Annotated in this window: 10 protein-coding genes; 7 read left to right on the top strand and 3 right to left on the bottom strand. The window is 63.1% G+C overall.

What is annotated here, in order from left to right:
• Nucleotides 1–106 precede the first annotated feature (106 nt).
• The 3 genes from BMY91_RS05460 to BMY91_RS05450 form a co-directional block, all read right to left on the bottom strand.
• On the bottom strand, nucleotides 107–1,789 hold the full coding sequence (locus BMY91_RS05460; protein ID WP_090819558.1) for a DUF885 domain-containing protein: 1,683 nt from the start codon (nucleotides 1,787–1,789) through the stop codon (nucleotides 107–109).
• 66 nt (nucleotides 1,790–1,855) lie between these two features.
• Complete coding sequence (locus tag BMY91_RS05455; protein ID WP_090819555.1) at nucleotides 1,856–2,101, bottom strand: acyl-CoA carboxylase epsilon subunit; 246 nt, start codon at nucleotides 2,099–2,101, stop codon at nucleotides 1,856–1,858.
• Complete coding sequence (locus BMY91_RS05450) at nucleotides 2,098–3,681, bottom strand: acyl-CoA carboxylase subunit beta (RefSeq protein WP_090819553.1); 1,584 nt, start codon at nucleotides 3,679–3,681, stop codon at nucleotides 2,098–2,100. The genes BMY91_RS05455 and BMY91_RS05450 overlap by 4 nt, the downstream gene beginning before the upstream one ends.
• A gap of 203 nt (nucleotides 3,682–3,884) precedes the next feature.
• Here BMY91_RS05450 and BMY91_RS05445 point away from each other — a divergent pair, with 203 nt between their 5' ends.
• From BMY91_RS05445 to BMY91_RS05415, 7 genes are all read left to right on the top strand, one after another.
• Nucleotides 3,885–4,763 carry an SDR family oxidoreductase gene (locus BMY91_RS05445; RefSeq protein WP_090819550.1) on the top strand — a complete coding sequence of 293 codons (879 nt, stop codon included), beginning with the start codon at nucleotides 3,885–3,887 and terminating at the stop codon, nucleotides 4,761–4,763.
• A gap of 94 nt (nucleotides 4,764–4,857) precedes the next feature.
• Complete coding sequence (locus BMY91_RS05440) at nucleotides 4,858–5,781, top strand: biotin--[acetyl-CoA-carboxylase] ligase (protein ID WP_090819548.1); 924 nt, start codon at nucleotides 4,858–4,860, stop codon at nucleotides 5,779–5,781.
• Entirely contained in the window at nucleotides 5,774–6,367 is a 594-nt protein-coding gene (locus BMY91_RS05435) for a PH domain-containing protein (protein ID WP_090819545.1), read from the top strand. The genes BMY91_RS05440 and BMY91_RS05435 overlap by 8 nt, the downstream gene beginning before the upstream one ends.
• Nucleotides 6,357–7,529, top strand: a complete 1,173-nt coding sequence (locus tag BMY91_RS05430) for an adenylate/guanylate cyclase domain-containing protein (RefSeq protein WP_090819542.1) — start codon at nucleotides 6,357–6,359, stop codon at nucleotides 7,527–7,529. The genes BMY91_RS05435 and BMY91_RS05430 overlap by 11 nt, the downstream gene beginning before the upstream one ends.
• Nucleotides 7,530–7,703: 174 nt before the next feature.
• A complete protein-coding gene (locus BMY91_RS05425) occupies nucleotides 7,704–13,820 on the top strand; it encodes an Ig-like domain-containing protein (protein ID WP_090819539.1) in 6,117 nt (2,038 codons plus the stop codon).
• A 247-nt stretch (nucleotides 13,821–14,067) separates the two neighbouring features.
• Entirely contained in the window at nucleotides 14,068–20,151 is a 6,084-nt protein-coding gene (locus BMY91_RS05420; RefSeq protein WP_177179850.1) for an Ig-like domain-containing protein, read from the top strand.
• 56 nt (nucleotides 20,152–20,207) lie between these two features.
• Nucleotides 20,208–21,179 carry an AAA family ATPase gene (locus tag BMY91_RS05415; RefSeq protein ID WP_090819533.1) on the top strand — a complete coding sequence of 324 codons (972 nt, stop codon included), beginning with the start codon at nucleotides 20,208–20,210 and terminating at the stop codon, nucleotides 21,177–21,179.
• The last annotated feature ends 8 nt before the right edge of the window (nucleotides 21,180–21,187 follow it).

Raw genomic sequence — 21,187 nt, 5'->3', positions numbered from 1 at the left:
CGGATCGCACCCGTAACCTCTGGTGCGAAACGCGGGAACGGGTGCGACCCTAGCGCCGAAGGGGTGCGCACGGAGGGAACTGGAGCCCGCCGCGCGCAGCAACTTTCTAGCCCAGCAACGCCCGCCGGAGAACGTCCAAGCCCACAGAGCCGATGTTCAACGCTCTGCTGTGGAAGGACTTGAGATCGAAGCCTTCACGGGACTCCAGTTCGGCACGGATTTGCTCCCACAGACGCTGCCCCACCTTGTAGGACGGCGCCTGTCCCGGCCAGCCCAGGTAGCGGGTGAATTCGAACTGGAGCTGGCCTTCGCTGATATCGAGGTTGGCTTTGAGGAAGTCGAAGCCCTTCTCCGGTGTCCAGGTGCCGGTGCCCCAGCGTTCGGGGACAGGCAGTTCCAAGTGCACACCGATGTCGAACACTACGCGGGCTGCCCGCATTCGCTGGCCATCCAGCATGCCCATGTGGTCACCCGGGTCCTTGAGGTAGCCCAGTTCCAGCATGAGCTGTTCGGCGTAGAGCGCCCAGCCTTCACCATGGCCGGAGACCCAGCAGACGTTCCGCCGCCAGTTGTTCAGCAGCTCCCGGCGGTATGTTGCCGTGGCGACCTGAAGGTGGTGGCCGGGCACCCCTTCATGGAAAACGGTGGTGGTTTCGGACCACGTGGTGAAGGTGTCTTCGCCCGCGGGCACGGACCACCACATGCGTCCGGGCCGGGAGAAGTCATCGGAAGGGCCGGTGTAGTAGATACCGCCTTCGTCGGTGGGGGCGATCATGCACTCAAGGGTCTTCATGACATCGGGGATATCGAAGTGGACATCGGCCAGCTCCGAGACGGCACGGTCGGAGAGTTCCTGCATCCAGGCTTTCAGGGCGTCGGTGCCCTTGATCTGGCGTGCGGGGTCGTTGTTGAGGATGGCCTTGGCTTCTTCAATGGATGCGCCGGGCTTGATCTGCGCCGCGACCTTTTCCTGCTCACCGATAAGCCGTTCAAGCTCCTGGACACCCCATGCGTAGGTTTCCTCGAGATCCACTTCGGCGCCAACAAATGAACGGGAGGCCAGCGCGTAGCGTTCGCGCCCCACGGCGTCTTTTTCGGGGGCTGCGGGCAACAATTCGTCCCGGAGGAAGTCGCCCAAAGCGCTGTACGCTGAGCGCGCGGCTGCGGTACCGGCGTCGAGCCTGTCCTGAACCTCGGCGGGCAGCGGCGAACCACCAACGGCGGCCGATGATGCCATTTTGGCGAAGAAGCCGTCCTCTGCGGCGTAGCGGCCGGTCTGCTCGATCACAATCCGGACCTGCCGGGCTGCGGCCACTTTTCCTTCGGCAGCAGCCGAGCGAAGGGAAGCGATGTACCCCTCAACAGCCCCGGGAACGTTGGCGGCACGGCCGGCTATATGCTCCCACTGTTCCACCGTGTCCGTGGGCATGAGGTCAAAAATGGCGCGAATGTCTTGGGCGGGGGAGGCAATGTTGTTCAGGTCCGCGGCATCCCAACCGGACTCGTGGATCTCCAGTTCCAGGCCCAGCCGCTCGCGCATGGCGTCGAGGGTGACGGCGTCCACATCATCGGAAGGCTCAAGGCCGGCCAGAGCATCCAAGGCCAACTTTGTGGCCTCCGCATGGGCCTCAGCGCCAGCAGGCGAGTAGTCCTGGTATTCGGTTTCGTGTCCCGGCAATCCCAGCGTGGTTGCGAAGCTGGGATTGAGTTCAATCAGCTTTTCTGTGTACGCGTCAGCGACGGCATCGATGGCGGACTTCGGGCGTACAGGAGTGTTTGCAGTAGTCACCCACAGAGCCTAGCCGCGAGACCGCTTACGTGAAAGGGTTGTTGAACTATCTACGCACGAGAAAAATCAGCCGCGGCTGCGCTTCCATGCGCCAGGACCCGGGGTCGGGTCCAGACGCAATTGCTGGCGACGCACCCAATGCCGGACGTTCGGCTTCGATGCGGCAGCCTCGTGCGTTGTCCCGAGTGAAACCACGACGGCGGCAAGCGCCGCGAGCTCTTCGGCCGTCGGCTCGCCCTTAACCACCGAGAACAAAGGAGTGGCCGGTACCTGATCAGGCGCGGAATCAGCCCGGTGCTTCGGCGTGCTCACAGCGGGATGTTTCCGTGCTTCTTGGTGGGCAGGCTCGCGCGCTTGTCCCGCAGGGCGCGGAGTCCGCGGATAATCTGCATACGTGTATCCGACGGCGCGATCACCGCGTCCACGTAGCCCAGTTGCGCTGCCTGGTACGGGTTGAGGAGTTCTTCCTCGTAGCCCTGGATGATCTCGGCGCGCTTTGCCTCTACGTCGCCGCCGGCCTCGGCAACCGCTGCGAGGTCACGGCGGTAGAGGATGTTCACTGCACCCTGGGCCCCCATGACGCCGATCTGGGCTGTGGGCCACGCCAGGTTGAGGTCGGCTCCGAGCTTCTTGGAGCCCATCACGATGTACGCGCCACCGTAAGCCTTGCGGGTGATGACGGTGAGCTTGGGGACAGTGGCTTCTGCGTAGGCGTAGAGCAGTTTGGCTCCGCGGCGGATGATGCCCTGGAACTCCTGGTCCTTGCCGGGCAGGAAGCCGGGGACATCCACCAGCGTGATGATGGGGATGTTGAACGCATCGCAGTGGCGCACAAAGCGGGCGGCCTTTTCCGACGCTGAAATGTCCAGTGTTCCAGCGAACTGCATGGGCTGGTTGGCCACGATGCCCACGGTGTGTCCCTCAACGCGGCCGTAGCCGATCATGACGTTGGGGGCGTACAAGGACTGCATCTCCAGGAAGTGGGCGTCATCAACGATCTGCTCGATGACCTTAAGCATGTCATACGGCTGGTTCGCGGAATCCGGGATCAGGCCGTCCAGGGCGAGGTCGTCGTCGTTGAGTTCCAGTTCCTGGTCGTGCTCCACCACGGGGGCCTCGGACAGGTTGTTGGACGGGAGGAAATCCAGGAGCTCGCGGACGAATTCGATCGCGTCGGCTTCATCGGAGGCAAGGTAGGTGGAGGTACCGGTAGTGGCGTTGTGCTGCCGGGCGCCGCCGAGTGTTTCCATGTCCACGTCTTCGCCGGTGACGGTCTTGATGACGTCGGGTCCGGTGATGAACATGTGCGAGGTCTTGTCCACCATCACCACGTAGTCGGTGAGGGCAGGGGAGTAGGCGGCACCGCCGGCGCAAGGGCCCATGATGAGGGAGATCTGGGGGACAACGCCGGAAGCGTGGACGTTGTTGCGGAAGATGTCCGCGAACATGGCCAGAGAGGCGACGCCTTCCTGGATACGTGCACCGCCGCCGTCGTTGATGCCCACAACCGGGCAGCCGTTGCGCAGTGCGAATTCCTGGACCTTGACGATTTTCTCGCCGTTGACCTGGCTCAGCGAACCGCCGTAGACGCTGAAGTCCTGGCTGTAAATGGCGATCAGGCGGCCATCCACTGTGCCGTATCCGGAGACAACGCCGTCGCCGAGCGGCTTCTTCTTCTCCATGCCGAAGGCCGTGGAACGGTGGACTGCCAGGGCGTCGAACTCCACGAAGGACCCCGGGTCAACCAGGAGGTCGATGCGTTCGCGGGCCGTGTTCTTGCCGCGTGCGTGCTGCTTCTCAATCGCTTCCGGGCCGGAAGGTTGCTCTGCACGGGCCTGGCGGTCGCGGAAGTCGGCAATCTTTCCCGCTGTCGTTGTCAGATCGTGGCTCATCAAGTGTCTCCGGCTCTGTAGCTGATTTTCGCTGGCACAGTTCGTTCACGGTTAAGTAGCTTCCGTACAAAGAACAGGCCCCGATGGCCAGTCTAGTGACGCCTTTGCCGCGAACCGCTGTAGAAACCCTACAATTTTCAGCGTCCAAGCCAAAGCCAATGCTATGTTACCCGTCAGTAACATAGTTGGGCTAGAGTGTCCCCATGACTTCAAGCAACGACGCTTCCAGCGCACTTTCGCAGGCAGAGACTCCCTACGTGGCCACCGCTTCGCTCAAGGGCAGGACCATCCTGATGTCCGGTGGCAGCCGCGGCATCGGACTGGCCATCGCCACCCGCGCAGCCCGCGACGGCGCCAACATTGTGATCATGGCGAAGACCGGCGATCCTCATCCCAAACTCGAGGGCACTGTCTTTACCGCCGCGGAACAACTGGTGGAAGCAGGGGGCCAGGCCCTGCCGCTCGTGGGGGACGTCCGCAATGACGACGACGTCGCTGCCGCGGTGGCCGCCGCCGTCGAGCGTTTCGGTGGGATCGACGTCGTCGTCAACAATGCCTCCGCAATTGATCTTTCGCGCACTGACGCCGTGGACATGAAGCGCTATGACCTCATGCAGGACATCAATGTCCGTGGCACGTTCCTGCTCTCCAAGCTGGCCCTGCCGGCCCTGCGGGAATCTGCGCACGGCCACATTCTCACGCTGTCGCCGCCCCTCAACCTGGATCCCAAATGGGCCGGGATGCACCTGGCATACACCATGGCCAAGTACGGGATGAGCCTCACTACCTTGGGACTCGCTGAAGAGCTGAAGGGCGACGGAGTATCAGTGAACTCGCTCTGGCCATGCACCCTCATTGACACAGCAGCCATCCGGAACATGCCCGGTGGGCAGCAGATCGTGCAAGCAGCACGTGGACCGGAAATCATGGCCGACGCCGCACACGCAGTGCTGACCGGCTCGGGCGCCACCGGGAAGTTCTTTACAGACGAGGAAGTGCTTCGCGCTGCCGGAGTATCAGACTTCACCCCGTACAGCCTTGGCGCGCCCGAGGACCGCCTGGTGCCGGACATCTTTCTCTAGGCGAATCTCCGGGCAGATTTCTCTGGGCGGATTCCCAGACGCATTTCAGGGCCGGCGCCGTTCCGGGCGCGCCGCAACTGGATAGGATTCAGCTATGGATGCCGAACAGTCAGACAGCAGCGAACCGCAGGTCCCCTCCGCCGGGAGCAATCGGCCCACCTTGGACCGTGAGTCGCTGCTGCAGCCGGAATTCCTGTCAGCCACCGGCATTTCGCAGTTGACCATCGTCGAATCCACAGGGTCCACCAACCAGGACCTGGTGCGGGCCGTTACGGTGGAGCCGAAAAACTGGGGAGACCTCGCGGTATTGACTGCCGAACACCAGACTGCTGCCCGCGGACGGCTGGACAGGCAGTGGGAATCGCCGGAGCGTTCCGCGGTGTCCGTGTCCATGGTGCTTCGGCCTGTCACCGCAGAAGGCATGCCGGTGCCGACGCAGAGCTACTCGTGGCTTTCCCTTCTTGCGGCCGTGGCCCTGCGCGAGGCCTTGCAGGAAACCGCCGGCGTAACAGCCGAGATCAAATGGCCCAATGATGTCCTGGTTAAGGGCCGCAAGGTGGCGGGCATTCTGGCGCAGATGACGCCCCTGGCCGATGGGTCCGTTCCCGCCGTGATCCTTGGCGTAGGCCTCAACGTCAGCCTGGCCGAGGATGAGTTGCCCGTCCCCACGGCAACATCTCTCGCCTTGGAAGGAGCCACGACGACGGACCGCACCGCGCTGCTGAAGAGCTATCTTTCGCGTTTTGCCCGGCTTTACCGCAGTTTTTGCAATTCCGAAGGGGACCCGGCCGCGGGCTTGGCAGGTGGGCCGTCCCTGCACAAGCGGGTGGAATCTGCCATGGTGACGTTGGGCCGCGAAGTGCGCGCCCACTTGCCCGGTGACAACGAGCTGGTGGGGCACGCCTCGCGCCTTGATGAGCACGGCTCGTTGCTGGTGGTGGACCACGGCGGCAGGGAGCACGTCATAACGGCCGGGGACGTGGTGCACTTGCGCGCCACGGAAAGCGGTTATGCGTAAAGAGCTGCTTCCGGGGGAGCAGGTCATCACCATCACGCGTCAACAGGCCCGCTCACTCTTTTTCCCGGTGCTGGCCTTCATTGTGGTTCCGGCCGTGGCGGCCTACGCCTGTGCCTGGGTAGTCAAGGGAAATGCGCAGCGGCTTGCGCCATTCATTACAGTGGAATGGACGCCGTGGCTGATGGGAACTGCAGTGGTGCTCGCCGCGTGGCTGCTCATTGCTTACAGCGTTAGGAGGGTGGTGCGGTGGCGTTCCGCCCGGTACATCCTGACGAGCCGGCGGATACTTGCCAAATACGGAATGTTTCGGCGTCGCGACTGGCAGGTGTCCCTGATGACGGTCCGCCATGTGGAGGTCCATCAGAGCTTCATCCAGCGGACATTGCACTCAGGGAATATATCCTTGGATACCGGGCACTCCGGAACGGCCGTCCTGGCCGACGTTCCCGAGGTTGGGAAGTTCAGGGGCTTCATTCTTGACGCCATGGACGAACTCCCGCAGGGTGAGGTTTTTGAGGGTGAAGTACTGAGGGATTTTGAAGAATTGCCGTGGGAGCTGAGAGAAGGTGGAAGAGATGAGCGTTGAGGATCAGCAGTCCGGCGAGGACCTGGACCAGGAGTTCGACGCCGTACCCGAGCCTTCCGTGGATGAGGACACCGAAGCCGCGCCCGCACCGGTACCCACCGGGCCGCCCACTGGCGTGATGTCCGCCGAACGCCTGGCTATCAAGGCGCTTGAGTCAAAGCTTCTGGGTGGCGAACGCAAGCTGCGTCGCCGCGAAGTTGCCGCAGGCGCCGGTGTGTCCATCCTGTCCGCGCGGAAAATTTGGCGCGCGCTGGGCTTCCCCAACTTCGGCGATGAGGACGTTGCTTTTACCGAGCGCGACCAAGCAGCCTTGTCCAGCATTCTGGACCTGGTCCGGGCAGGCCTGCTGACCGAAGAAGCGGCCATCTCAGTGACACGTTCCATTGGCCAGATGACGGACCGCATGGTGGTCTGGCAGATTGAAGCCTTGGTGGAGGACATGGTCTCCGAGCAGGGGATTCCTGATGCCGTGGCCCGTAAGCAGCTTGTGGGGCGTCTGCCGTCCTTGGTGGATTCCCTGGAAGAAATCCTGGTCTACTCCTACCGCCGCCAGCTCAATGCGGGCGTCCAGCGGCTGGCAGTTCGGGCCGAAGCCGGATTGCAGGCAAGCGAAGAGGGGCGCGAAGGCGACGAGGACGATTCACCGCTGCCCTTGGCCCGCGCCGTCGGTTTCGCGGACCTGGTGTCCTACACCAGCCTCTCGCGCCGCATGAACGAGAAAACGTTGGCCCAGCTGGTGCAGCGCTTCGAGAACAAGTGTGCCGAGATTATTTCCGTGGGTGGCGGCCGCCTGGTCAAGACCGTGGGCGACGAAGTCCTGTATATCGCCGAGACGCCTGCTGCCGGCGCAGAGATTTCATTGGCGCTGGCGCAAGCCTTCACCGAGGATGAAATCCTGCCGCAATGCCGTGTATCCATGGTGTGGGGCCGGATCCTATCGCGGCTTGGCGACATTTATGGTCCCACTGTGAACTTGGCGGCCCGCCTCACCACACTGGCCCAGCCCGGCACCGTGCTGGTTGATGCGATGACCGCAGCTGCCCTGGGACAAGATGACCGCTTTGTACTGGTTCCCCAAAAATCAGAGAATGTCCGGGGCTTCGGCGAGATCCACCCTGTGATGCTTGCGCGTGGCCGCGGCAAGGGCCTGGTGCTCGACTAGACGCTACCGTGACCTGGCCCCTGCCGTGATCTGGACCCCGCTGTGACATAGTCCACATGACTCAGCCTTAGCAAATCGATGGATTAACCCGGTAGTCTGGGGTTGTTTGTGTCGTGATTGCCGTGGGGGCGGGCATCGGCGCTTTTAAGCTGCCAATTTGTGGGGGAATGTGGGATGGCTCTGCCAAACGGGTCCGGCAAACGCCGTGCCGTTAACCGCCGACGGAAGGTCATCACGGCTACGGCGTTCACTGCGGCCGCAGCCGTCCTGGTGACCGGCGCAATCCTCTACCCTGGCTTCAAAACCACGGACGTTGAACTCAACGACGGCGGCGTGTGGGTGGTCAGCAAGTCCAAGAACGCCGCTGGCAGGCTCAACTACCCCTCCAAGTCGCTGGACGGGGCAGTGACCCCGGCGAGCACCAACTTCGACATCCTCCAGCAGGCCGGCGACATCTTCATTGACGACTCCGATGCCGGCACTATCAACCCCGTCAGTGCTGCCAACATGCGCCTCGGGGGAGACCAAAAGCTGCCCGGTGCCGCAGACGTCAGTTTTGGCAACAAGGTTTTGGCGGTCACCGACCCGGCCAAGGGCAAAGTCTGGGCTGTTTCTCCGAGCTCCCTTGGCGGCTTCAGTGACGAATCCGAGCCACTGTTCGAACAGTCCCCGGGCCTGGTATCGGTGGTTGGCAGTAACGACACCATCCACACCCTTGATCCGGCAACGGGCGCGTTGACGGCCACCAGAGTGGACGCCGACGGCAAGGCTGTGGACTCCCAGGTCCGGAAAGACGACGCGTTGAAGGCCGGTGGCAAGGTCCAGCTGGCGGCTGTGGGCGACAAAGCAGTGGTCCTCAATGAAGAAACAGGGGACATTGTCCTGCCCGGCGGCAGCAAGGTGCACTTGGACGATGCCCGGGAAGCCAAGCTGCAGCAGAGTGGACCGGCCGCGGATTTTGTTGCCATCGCCACATCCAAGGCATTGCTCCTGCAGCCCTTGGACGGCGGGACGGCAAAAACCATCCAGGCGGACGGTCAAGGAATTCCTGCCGCTCCTGTCCACTTGGGGTCCTGCACCTATGCCGCGTGGTCCGGAGCCAACAAATACGTCCGGGAATGCGCCAACGAAGCAGACAACAAGCGATCGGACGTCCCCAAGGCGAGTGCATCGCCGTCGTACGTTTTCCGGGTCAACCGGGATCTGGTGGTGCTGAACGACGTCAACTCCGGCAACGTCTGGATGGTTAACCAGAACATGCAGTTGGTCAACAACTGGGACGACGTCATCCCTCCGCAGCAAACGTCTGACGACGCCGAGAAGGACTCCGCGGACGAAGTCCAGCAGACGGTCCTCCCGGACCGCAGCAAACCGAACACGGTGCCGGTTGCCAAGCCCGATTCCTTTGGGGTCCGGGCGGGCAAAACCACCATCCTGCCCGTCCTGGACAACGATGCCGACGCGGATGGCGACGTCCTGACTGTCAGCAACAGCGAGCCACTGAAATCGGGTGCGCTGTCCGCCGTCTATGGTGGCACCGGCTTCCAGATCACCGTGCCCGCCGGAACCACGGGGTCGGAGCGCTTCAAGTACACCGTTGACGATGGCCGCGACGGAACCGCGAGTGCCGAGGTGGACCTGCGCGTAGTTCCCTCCGAGGAAAACAACGCGCCTCAACCAAAGCCCAACCGGAATAACGCGCTGGTGGTCCAATCCGGCAAGATCGCCAGCCAGTATGTCCTCACGGATTGGATAGACCCGGACGGCGATGACATCTTCGCCGTCGCCGTCTCCAGCAGCGACCCTGCAGACCAGGTACGGATCCGGCCCGACGGTTTGCTCACGTTCCAGGACTCGGGCGCAGGCCCGGGCCGGAAGACCCTGACAGTGAGCATCTCCGACGGATCCCTGACAACGCAGGGACAAATCAGTGTTGACGTCCGTGGTGCCGGGGCACTCCCGCCCGTAGCGAACGCGGACCACGTGGTAGCTGTCGCCGGCCAGGACACCGTGATCGCACCGCTCAAGAATGACACTGACCCCCAGGGCGGAACCCTTCGGCTTGCCCAGGCACAACCGGACGAGCAATCGACCGCAGTGGTAGGACCGGACCAGCAGACGTTTACCTTCAACTCCACCGCGTTGGGCGCCCACTACGTCACTTATATGGTGACCAACGGACCGGCCAGCGCGCAGCAACTGGTGCGGGTGGACGTCGTATCCGGGAACAGCGACGGCGCGCCCGTGGCGGTCCGCGATATTGCGCTCCTGCCCAGCGGTGGAAGCGTAGTTGTGGACGTGCTGGGCAATGACTCAGACCCAAGCGGTGGCGTCCTGGTGGTGCAGTCCGTGACGGCCGCCGACGGACTTCCCGTTTCCGTGGCAGTACTGGACCACTCGGTCATCAAGATCACCGATCTTCGCGCCGAGGGTCAGCTTTCGCTCAAATACACCATTTCCAACGGTAAAGCTTCCGCCACCGGGGATATCTCCGTCCAGGTGGTCCCCGCGCCCACCAAGCTTCAAGCCCCGCAAGCCAAACCGGATGAAGTCTCTGTCCGCGTCGGCGACGTCGTGACCATCCCAGTGTTGGAGAACGATACCGATCCCAATGGCGGAGAGCTCACCCTGGACCCAGTGTTGGCACAGCAACCGGACGAGGCTGCGGGCCGAATGTTCGTTGCCGGGAATACCTTGCGGTTCATTGCGGGTGAGGAGCCCACCACTGTCTATGCCATCTACAAGGTCAGCAACGATTCCGGGCAGACAGATTCCCAGCAAGTCACCATCCGCGTCCGTGGCCGCGACGATGCAACCAACACCAGGCCGGAGCCGCGCAACCTGACTGCCAGGGTGGTTGCGGGCATGACCGTGAAGGTTCCGGTCCCCTTGGACGGCATTGACGCCGACGGCGACTCCGTCCAACTCATCGGCATCGACAAAGCTCCCGAACTCGGAACCGCCATCCTTCGCGACGGTTACCTGGAATACACGGCCGGCGGCCAGTCCGCAGGGACGGACACTTTCAGCTACCGTGTCCGGGACCGCATAGGTGCCGAGAACACGGGCACGGTGATCGTGGGCATAGCGCCCGCCGAAGCCGACAACCAGAAACCAATCGCCGTGGATGACGTCATCGACGTCCGTCCCGGACGCCGTGTGGCCGTGGACGCACTGAAGAACGACTCAGATCCCGACGGCGACCCCATCGGTTTGGTGCCGACGTTCGAGGCGAAGCCGGAGCTACACGTGGAAGCGGCCGCCGGAAAAGTGGTGCTGACCGCGCCCGGCGCAGCTGGCACCGAAAGCATCAACTATCGGATCCAGGACGACAAGAAGGCCGAGGCTTCGGCCGTGATCCGCGTCCAGGCCAGTCCCACAGCGCCGCTCCATGCCCCCGTGGCCGTGGATGACAGGATCACGCTCACCGAAACCCTGGGCAAAACGGCGGTGGACGTTCCGGTGCTGAAAAACGACTCGGACCCGGACGGCGTGGCAGAGGACCTGAAGATCTCCTTGCCTGATGGAAACCCGAATGCCAGGGTGGGAGCCGCCGGCAACGTGGTGGTGACTTTGGTCCCTCAGGATCAGTTGATTCCGTACACGGTGACCGACATTGACGGCCAGACCGCCACCGCAGTGATGTGGATTCCAGGCCAAGGACTCCAGTACCCGACACTCTCCAAGACCGATGTTGTTGAGGTCACTGCGGGGGAGGAGATCACCCTGGCCTTGCGGGACTATGTCAAGGTCCGGGAAGGACGCCAGCCGCGCATCACAGTCGCGGACAAGATCCGTGTTCAGGGCGGCGACTCAGCCAACGTCATCGCAGGCGATGGAACAGCGCTGAGATATGCGGCCCAGGCCGAGTACGCGGGTCCTGGCTCCATCACTTTCGAAGTGACCGACGGCAGTGGGCCCGATGACGCCGAAGGCCTGAAATCCACGCTGACCATTCTCACCAAAGTGCTCCCTGACCCCGATGCCAACCATCCGCCGACGTTTAGCGGCGCGGCCATCGAGGCCCCCAAGGGCGACACCGTCGAGTTGGACCTTGCCAACCTCGCTGCGGACGTCGATCAGAAAGACCAAGGCAAACTTACCTTCAGCCTGGATGGTGGAATGCCCGGTGGATTCGACGCTCGGATCGAAGGGAGCGTGCTGAAAGTCACCCCCGGTGGCTCGCTCAACCCCGGGGCACGCGGCACTTTGCCCCTGCAGGTGACCGACGGCCGCTCTGAGCCGGTCAAAGCCGCTGTCACAGTCACAGTGGTTTCTTCCAACCGGCCCAAGCCTGCAGCCAACGACGACGTTGTGGACAATGCGGACGCCGGCAAGACCCAGACCATCAACGTGCTGGGGAACGACTTCAACCCCTTCAGCGAACCTCTGACGATCGTGTCCGCAGTGGTTGAGACCGGAAGCGCCTCCGGCACTCCGGCCATTTCCGGCGATTCGATCACGGTGACACCGGCTGACGGCTTCAAGGGAGTCCTGGTGGCCAGGTACACCATCAAGGACAAAACCGACGATCCCAGCCGCCAGTCCGTTGGCCGCGTACGGATCACGGTCCGCGACAAACCGGACGCTCCTTCTGCCCCGGCAGCTACGGATGTACGCAGCCGGACTGCCGTGCTCAAGTGGGCGCCGCCGTCGGACAATGGCGCAGCCATCACTAAATACACGGTGAAATCTGCCGGCTTCCAACAGGAGTGCCCCACCACTACCTGCACGTTGACCGGGCTGACCAACAACGTCAAGTACGTTTTCACCGTGGTTGCCACCAATGAGGTAGGCGATTCGCAGCCGTCCGTAGCCTCCAACGAGATCACTCCGGATGAGAAGCCGTCACCGCCGGGCGTCCCCACGGTCAAGGCAGGCGACAGGGAGATGGCTATTACCTGGACTCCCGCCAAGACTGAGGGCTCCCCGGTGAAGCACTACAACCTGGAGATCTCGCCGCCACCCGCCAACGGCGTCGCGGTCAAGAATGAGGTCACCGGGCTGAGCTACACGTGGCCGGGCCTGAGTAACGGCGTGAAGTACAAGGTCCGTGCGCAGGCCGTCAATGAACTCGGTCCCTCTGATTGGGGTCTGTATTCCGCCGAAGATCACCCGGCCGGGATCCCCGGCGCCCCAGCGGCGCCGAGCACCGTCGTCGTATCCTCCGTTGGTTCTCAGAACCAGCTCCGGGCGGACTGGGCAGAGCCGGATATCAACGGCGACCCCATCAAGAATTACTACGTCACCATGAGCGGTGGAACCGGAGCGGCGCAAACGCAGACCATCCCCGGAAACGTCCGCACGGCCACCTTTACCGCCGGCAACTCGGAAGCCGCCTACACGTTCACGGTGCAGGCTGAGAACAAGGCCGGCAAGGGCGCAGTCAGTGCGCCGTCAGCTCCCCGGCGGGCCACCGGCAAGCTCGGCACGGTGGGCAACGTGAGCGCGACGCCGGCCAACACAGGCGCTGCGGGCGGGCAGATCACCATTAACTTCACCGCATTGGGCCCGGCTCAACGCAACGGCTCCAAAGCCAATGAAGTCAGCTACACCTACTCGGCGGGCGGACGCTCCGGTGCCATCCAGCCCGGACAGACAGTGGGTGGCTTCACCAACGGGCAGGCGACCAACGTGACCGTAACGGCGCACTCCACCGTGGCACCCAACTCGGACGCCAGCGCGCCCGCGACGGCTACGCCTTACGGATCGCCGGGTACGCCGTCGGCATCCGGTTCCAATGGCGCTGTGAATCAGAAATCGGTGACCTTCAACTGGTCCTCGCCCGGTGCAGGTACCAACGATGTCAAGACCACGAAGATCCGGATCGACGGCGGTGGTTGGGAGACAGTGGGTGCTTCTGGCAGCCGAACCATCAACACAGCCGGGTGGGAAGAAGGGCACAGCATCAGCGTGCAGACCTTCAACTCCCTGGGCACCGGCGGGGGCATTGCCACTGCTAATGCCACCTCAGGACGGCAAGGCCAGTGGACCACCACCATGAACCCCGGAGCGGTTACGCGGTCATGCAGCTTCACGCTGGGCGGAGCCAACTACGATCCGAAGAGGTTCACGTGTGACGGTCAAAGCAATAACACTCCGCCGTGGATGGCTTCGGCCGATCAAGGCGCAATTGTTGTGCGTTGTTACATCGACCAATCAGATAATTGGACAGGCATGCACCGTTGGTGGCGCATCGAATCCGGGTCCTACCGCAACGTGGGCCGGTACATCATCGCAGGTCACACCAATCTTCCGGATCCTGCTGGCATCGGAGCGCCCCCATGCTGACCGTGACGCCATGCGAACGGGCACTTGTCCCCATCGCGCATCCGCCTGCAAAGAAAGTAGGCTGTCAAAGCCAATGGATAGCCCGGTCTCGGGTTTCCTTGGCTGGCCGTGGGGCGCGTGGGATATTCTTAGTGACTGAAAATTCCGCCGCCGTATGGGGGTACTGCGGAATGCACGGCTGCCGGCACATGTCGGTTGGCCCGGAAGTCGCTGGGGGGCGGCTAAACACAAAGGGAATTCTGGGGCTGTGACAACTTTCTTCGGCAAGCTGGGGCTGAAAAAGCGTCAAAACAAGAAACTCGTATCGGGCATAGCTGTGACTGCGGCAGGCGCCGTCCTCGTCGCAGGCGCTGTGCTGTACCCGGGGTTCAAGACCACCGAGGTGGACCTGAACGACGGCGGCGTGTGGGTAGTGAGCAAAACCAAGAACGCCGTGGGCCGGTTGAACTACCCGTCCCGCGTGCTTGATGGTGCCGTCACTCCTGCCACCACAACGTTCGACGTCCTGCAGCACGACGGCAACGTGTTCGTTGACGACGAGTCCGGCTCCACCATCAACCAGGTATCGGCCGCGAACCTGAAGCTGGGAGGCGATAAGCAACTGCCGTCGTCGTCCCAAGTCAGTTACGGTTCCACAGTCCTCTCGGTGACCGATCCCGCCCGCGGCAAGGTGTGGGCGTTGTCTCCCTCCACCGTGAACGGCTTCGACGAAGAAGGAACCGAGCCCGTCCTGACGGGCAACCAGGGCCTGGTGTCGGCAGTGGGCCAGGACAACCGCATCTACACAGCCGATCCCGGCAAGGGCGAAATCACGGTCACCACCGTTGATGCCAACGGCGAGCGGACCGACTCCGAGGTCACGTCAGTGGAGGACCTCAAGGGTGCGGGCGACCTCCAAATTGCAGTCGTAGGGGACAAGCCCGTTGTCCTTGACGCCGCTTCCGGAAACCTGTTCCTGCCCGGCGGACGCAAGCTCCAGTTGCAGGACGCCCGCGAAGCCAAGCTCCAGCAGAGCAGCGAAGACAGCAGCTACGTCGCCATCGCCACGCGTAAAGCACTCCTGAAGCAGCCCTTGGATGGCTCCACCGCAGCAACAGTCAACGCGGACGGCGAAGGCGTTCCCGCCGCTCCCGTGCAGGTGAGCAAGTGTGTCCACTCCGCGTGGTCCGGAGCCAACAAATACGTCCGCGACTGCGACAACGACGCCGACGACAAGAAGAACGACGTCCCCAAGGCCAGTGCATCACCAAGCTACGTGTTCCGCGTTAACCGCGACCTCGTAGTCCTGAACGACGTGAACTCGGGCAGCGTATGGCTGGTCAACCAGAACATGCAGCTCGTCAACAATTGGGACGACGTTGTCCCGCCCAAAAACCAGTCCGATGACCAGGACCAGGAGTCTGCGGACAACAACACCATCAACGTCCTCCCTGACCGGACCAAGCCGAACCGTCCGCCGGAAACCAAGCCTGACGAGTTCGGCGTCCGTCCCGGACGGACCTCCATCCTGAGCGTCCTGGACAACGACTCAGACCCCGACGGCGATGTCCTCACCGCATCGGTGGGAGCCAATGGACCCAAGGCAGGAGCGCTGGAAAACATCTACGGTGGCTCGGCGTTCCAAATCAAGGTTCCGGCAGATGCCAAGCCCGGCGCGGAAGTCTTCGACTACAACGCTGCTGATGGTCGAAATTTGTCAGCGGGCGGCAAGGTGACCCTGCGGGTAGTGGCTCCCGAGGAGAACAAGCCTCCCTTCTTCAAACGCGGTGAGCCCACCACCATGTTGGTGGAACAGGGCAAGTCCGTCAGCCAGAACATCCTGACCGACTGGATGGACCCTGACGGTGACGACCTGGTCCTCCTCGACGCGAAATCGGACAACGACCAGGACCAGGTGAAGGTTCGCCGCGACGGCCTGCTCACATATCAGGATTCCGGCGCAGCTCCGGGCAAGAAGAACGTCACCATCACCGTCTGGGACGGCCGGGCCACCACCACAGGCCGTGTCGTGGTCAACGTCCAGCCACCTGGCGCCCTGGCGCCGGTGGTTAACGCCGATCACGTCACTGCAGTGGTAGGCCAGGACCTGGTCATCGCACCCTTGAAGAACGACGTTGATCCCAACGGCGGTGCCTTGCGTGTGGCCCACGTTGAAGCCGCGGGTCCAGCCGAGCTGGGTCCCGTGACCGACGGCGGCACTTTCACGTTCCGCAGCACCACGCCCGGACCTGTGTATCTCACCTACATCGCCAGCAACGGTCCCCAAAGCAGCCAGGGCCTGATCCGCGTTGACGTGGAGTCCGGCAAAGACTCGGGAGCCCCTGTCGCCGTCCATGACGTGGCGCTCCTTCCGGTCGGCGGCAGCGTGCTCGTTGATCCACTGGCTAACGACTCCGATCCGTCCGGTGGTGTGCTGGTGCTTCAGTCCGTCACCGTCCCGGATGGCTCGTCAGCCTCGGTCAGCGTGATTGACCACTCCGTCCTGCGCGTCACCGACGTGCTGGGCGCCAAGGAACCGTTCGTGTTCAGCTACACGATGTCCAATGGCCGGGCCTCGGCCACCGGAACAGTTGGCGTCGTCCCGGTGCCGGCCCCCGCCGTCGTCGAAGCTCCCCAACCAAAACCCGACGAGGTCAACGTCCGCGTCAACGACGTCGTGACCATTCCGGTCCTGGACAATGACTCGCACCCGCAGGGTGAAGAGCTGTCCGTCGATCCGGTGCTGGCACAGAGCATCCCGGAAGAAGACGGCAAGGCGTTTATTTCCGAGAAGACCCTCCGGTTCATTGCAGGTCCCACCCCCAAGACCGTGCGTGCCATTTACAACGCGGTGGACCCGCAAGGCCAGAAGAGCGCCGCGGCGGTGACCATCCACATCCTGCCGCTTGAAGGTGCCCAAAACTCCCGGCCGCAACCGCAGAACCTTACGGCGCGCGTGGTGGCCGGTGGCAGCGTCCGGATTCCGGTTCCGCTGGACGGCATCGATCCCGACGGCGATTCCGTGCAACTCACCGGCATCGACAGCACACCCACCATGGGAACTGCGACGGCGGGCAGCAGCTTCATCGACTTCGTCGCCGCCGGTGACGGGGCCGGTACGGATACGTTCCGGTACAAGGTGATCGATCGCCAAGGTGCGGTCAACACCGGAACAGTGACGGTGGGCGTCGCTCCTCGTGGCGACGACAACCAGAAGCCTGCGCCCGTGGATGACGAGGTCAAGGTCCGCCCGGGGCGCCAGATCGCCGTGGATGCCACAGCCAACGACACCGATCCTGATGGTGACATCATCCGCATCCTGACGGACAGCATCGAAGCCGATGCCGGCCTGGATGCCCAGGTCAGCAAGACCAGCGGCCGCATCCTGGTGACGGCACCTGCCGCCGAGGGGACCGTCAATGTCCGCTACTCCGTAGCCGATGACCGGGACGCAGTGGGCAACGCCAGCATTCGCGTGATCGTCAAGAACGACATCCCCCTGCAGGCCCCCATTGCCCGTGATGATCGAGTGACATCGGCACAGACGCTCGGCAAGACCGCCGTGGATGTACCAGTCCTCAAGAACGACGAAGATCCTGACGGCGTGGGGGAGAACCTCAAGGTCAGCACAGGCTCGGAAACGGCCCGCCCGGGTTCCGAAGGCAACGTCATTGTTGAGCTCACCGAACAACCGCAACTTGTTCCGTACACCGTGGAGGACGTGGATGGGCAGAAATCCACGGCCATCATCTGGGTCCCCGGCATCGGCCAGCAGGTTCCGACGCTCGCCAAGGACGAGGTGGTGGAGCTCGTCTCCGGCCAGTCCGTCACCGTGGATCTGGCGGATTGGGTGAAGGTCCGTGACGGCCGCTCACCCCGCCTGACCCAGACCGACCGCATCAAGCTCATCGGTGCCGACGGCAGCGACCCCGTGGCCAATGGCGGTTCTTCCATCAAGTACACCGCCGGGGCCGAGTATGTTGGGCCCGGTTCCATCAGCTTTGAAGTGACGGACGGTACTGGTCCGGACGATCCCAATGGATTGAAGTCGACACTGAGCATCCGCACCAAGGTGCTGCCTGACCCCAACAAGAACAACCCGCCTGTGCTCCTGGGCAGTGACGTTGAGGTGCCCAAGGGCGACTCGGCCAGCCTGGACTTGGGCAAGCTCACGTCCGATCCCGACTCCGATGACGTCCAGAACATGAAGTATGAACTGGTGGGCGCTGCTCCCGGTGGCTTCAGGGTCAGCGTCGACGGCAAGACCCTCAAGGTCTCTGCCGAGGATTCTGTGCAAATCGGCCAGGGCGGAACGGTCCAGGTGAAAGCCAAGGACCCGCGGGGGCTTGAAGCGCTGGCAACGTACAAGCTTTCTCTGTCGGCTTCCAACAGGCCCAAGCCAGTGGCCAATGATGACGTCGAACCGGACGCCCAGTCCGGGAAGCCTGTCACAGTCAACGCGTTGGCCAACGATTCCAATCCGTTCCCTGACACGCCATTGAAGATAGTCTCCGCGGTCACCGAAACGGGCCAGGGTACGGCCGAGGCCAGCGGTGGGAATGTGACCATCACGCCATCAGCGGGCTTCACCGGAACCATGGTTGTTGCGTACACAGTAGAGGACAAGACCGGGGAGCTCTCGCGCTACGCCACAGCCCGAATACGCCTGACGGTCAAAGACAAGCCGGCACCGCCCACCACGCCCCTCGCCCAGAGCGTGGGGGACCAGACGGCCTTGCTGACCTGGAACGCCCCCGCCGACCGTGGATCACCCATCACCAAGTACACCGTGTATGGCGAAGGCGGATTCAAGCAGGATTGCCCTGCCAACACGTGTACGTTGACCGGCCTGACCAACAACGTGAAGTACCACTTCGCAGTCACGGCCACCAACGCCATCAATGAATCCGAACGTTCTCCGGTATCCGCGGAGGTCCGTCCCGACGTCAAGCCGGACACCCCGGTTGCTCCGACCCTGAAATTTGGCGACAAGCAACTCTCCGTCGCCTGGGTACCCCCGGCCAGCAAGGGCTCGCCCATCAAGTCCTACGATCTCGAGATCTCCCCGGCACCGGCAGGGCAAAATCCGCAGATCCAAAACCTCACGGGCAACAGCCATGTCTGGACCGGACTGACCAACGGTGTGGCGTACAAGGTTCGGGTTCTGGCCCGAAACGACGCCAAGGAACCTTCCGAGTGGAGCCCGTATTCCGCTGCGGAAACCCCTGCCGGAGTGCCAGCCACCCCGGCTGCACCGTCGGTGTCGGGTGCCGGGTCCGTTGGCCCGCAAAGCCAGCTGCAGGTCAGCTGGAAGGCGCCCAACAACAACGGTGATGCCGTCTCTGCCTACACCTTGACCACCTACCGGGGCGGCGCCGTCGTTGCTTCCCAATCGGTGGCCGCAACCTCGCAGAACGTCACGGTCGCGAATGCCGAAGCCGACTACACGTTTACGGTCTCGGCGACCAACAAGGCCGGCGTCAGTGGCGTCAGCCAGCAGTCCGCTGCCATCCGGGCAGCGGGCAAACCCGGAACCGTGGGGAGTGGCTCCGTCGTGGCCACCGGGGCCAGCGGGCAACTCAGGGTCACCTTCACACCGCTCACGGCCGCAGAACGGAACGGCTCCCAGGACAACGAGATCACTTACCGTTGGCAGACCGCCAGCGGCTCGGGTCCCATTGGCCGCGGAGGCGGCGACATCGGTGGCCAGCCGAACGGCACCAACGTGGTGGTCAACATCATCGCAACCTCTGTGAAGAATGGCATGGCCGGCGATGCCAAGGCGATCGGTACGGGGAACCCTTACGGTCCGCCGAATGCCCCGAACGTGAGCGGTGGGAAGTCTGCCAAGGGCGACGGCCAAGTGCACTGGACGTGGAACAACCCGAACATGAACGGACGTCCTTTGGACCATTACGAGGTCAGCCTCGATAACGGTGGCTGGACCGGCGTGGGCAAGGCGAACAGCTTTGACGCGGCCGGTGGCGGCTGGGAGAAGACCCATCAGCTTAAGGTCAGGGCTGTGACCGTAGTGGCCGGGCCAGGAAGCGGAAACGTCGCTGCCACCAGCGGTGCTGACCCCACCCCGCCACCACCTCCGGCTACGGAGATTCAGGCGCACAACAACACGTGCCCTGGAAAGCCCGGACAACCGGACACATACAACCCGAGCGGCCCGTCATGCGGCGTTGGCTGGGTGTCCCGATCGGAGGGCAGGTTGAAGATTGACTGCACCAAGGACATCTACACCAACGGCACCCCCTGGTACCGCGTCACCGAGGGCAGCCACCCGGGCTGGTTCGTCAAGTCCACCACCGTGGACATTTACGGTGCCCGTCCCGGCGGCTGCTAGGCCATGACATCAACAACTTCATTCGAAACCCCCACCACAAGGAACAGGATCAACCGATGACCATGACAAACGAGCAAGCCGTATGGTTTGCAGAAACGTTCGAGAAGCTCGTGGCCAACGTGGGCAAGGCTGTCCTCGGCAAGGAACACGTCATTCGGCTGACCTTCACCGCGATGCTGGCAGAGGGCCACGTCCTGTTTGAGGATGCACCGGGCACGGGTAAGACCTCGCTGGCCCGCGCGTTGGCCGCAACGGTTCAGGGTTCGCATAACCGCATTCAGTTCACTCCTGACCTCCTGCCGTCCGACGTAACGGGTGTCACCATCTACGACCAAAAGACCCAGAAGTTTGAGTTCCACAAGGGTCCGGTGTTCAACAACATCGTCCTGGCCGATGAAATCAACCGTGCCTCCCCGAAGACCCAGTCAGCTTTGTTGGAGGTCATGGAGGAATCCAGGGTGACCGTGGATGGGACCACCTACGAGGCAGGCCGCCCGTTCATGGTGCTGGCAACCCAGAACCCGATCGAACAAGCCGGTACCTACCGCCTGCCCGAGGCGCAGCTGGACCGCTTCCTGATCAAGACGTCCATTGGCTACCCGGACCACGCCTCCACAGTTCGCCTGCTCGGTGGAGCGAATCTCAAGGACCGGTCCAACGAACTCACCCCGCTGATCACCACGCAGGCAGTGGCGGACATGGCGGACCTCGCAGCCACAACCCACGTGGACACTGCCGTGCTTGAGTACATTTCCCGCCTGTGCGAGGAGACCCGCAATGCGGCGGAAACCCGTCTTGGTGTCTCCGTTCGTGGTGCACTTGCCATGGTTCGCGCCGCCAAGGTGTGGGCAGCGGGTCAGGGCAGGAACTTCGTGCTCCCGGACGACATCAAGGAACTGGCGCCGGTGGTCTGGACGCACCGTTTGGTGATGGATCCGGAAGCCGAATTCTCCGGAGCCACCCCCGACGTTGTCCTCAACCGGGTCCTGGCAGACGTCGCTGCCCCGCAGCAACGCGCCAGCGCCTAGGCAAGCCC

Source organism: Arthrobacter sp. yr096, assembly GCF_900108925.1.
In the GTDB taxonomy this organism is placed as follows: domain Bacteria; phylum Actinomycetota; class Actinomycetes; order Actinomycetales; family Micrococcaceae; genus Arthrobacter.
This window is presented reverse-complemented; position numbering and strand designations above follow the sequence as displayed.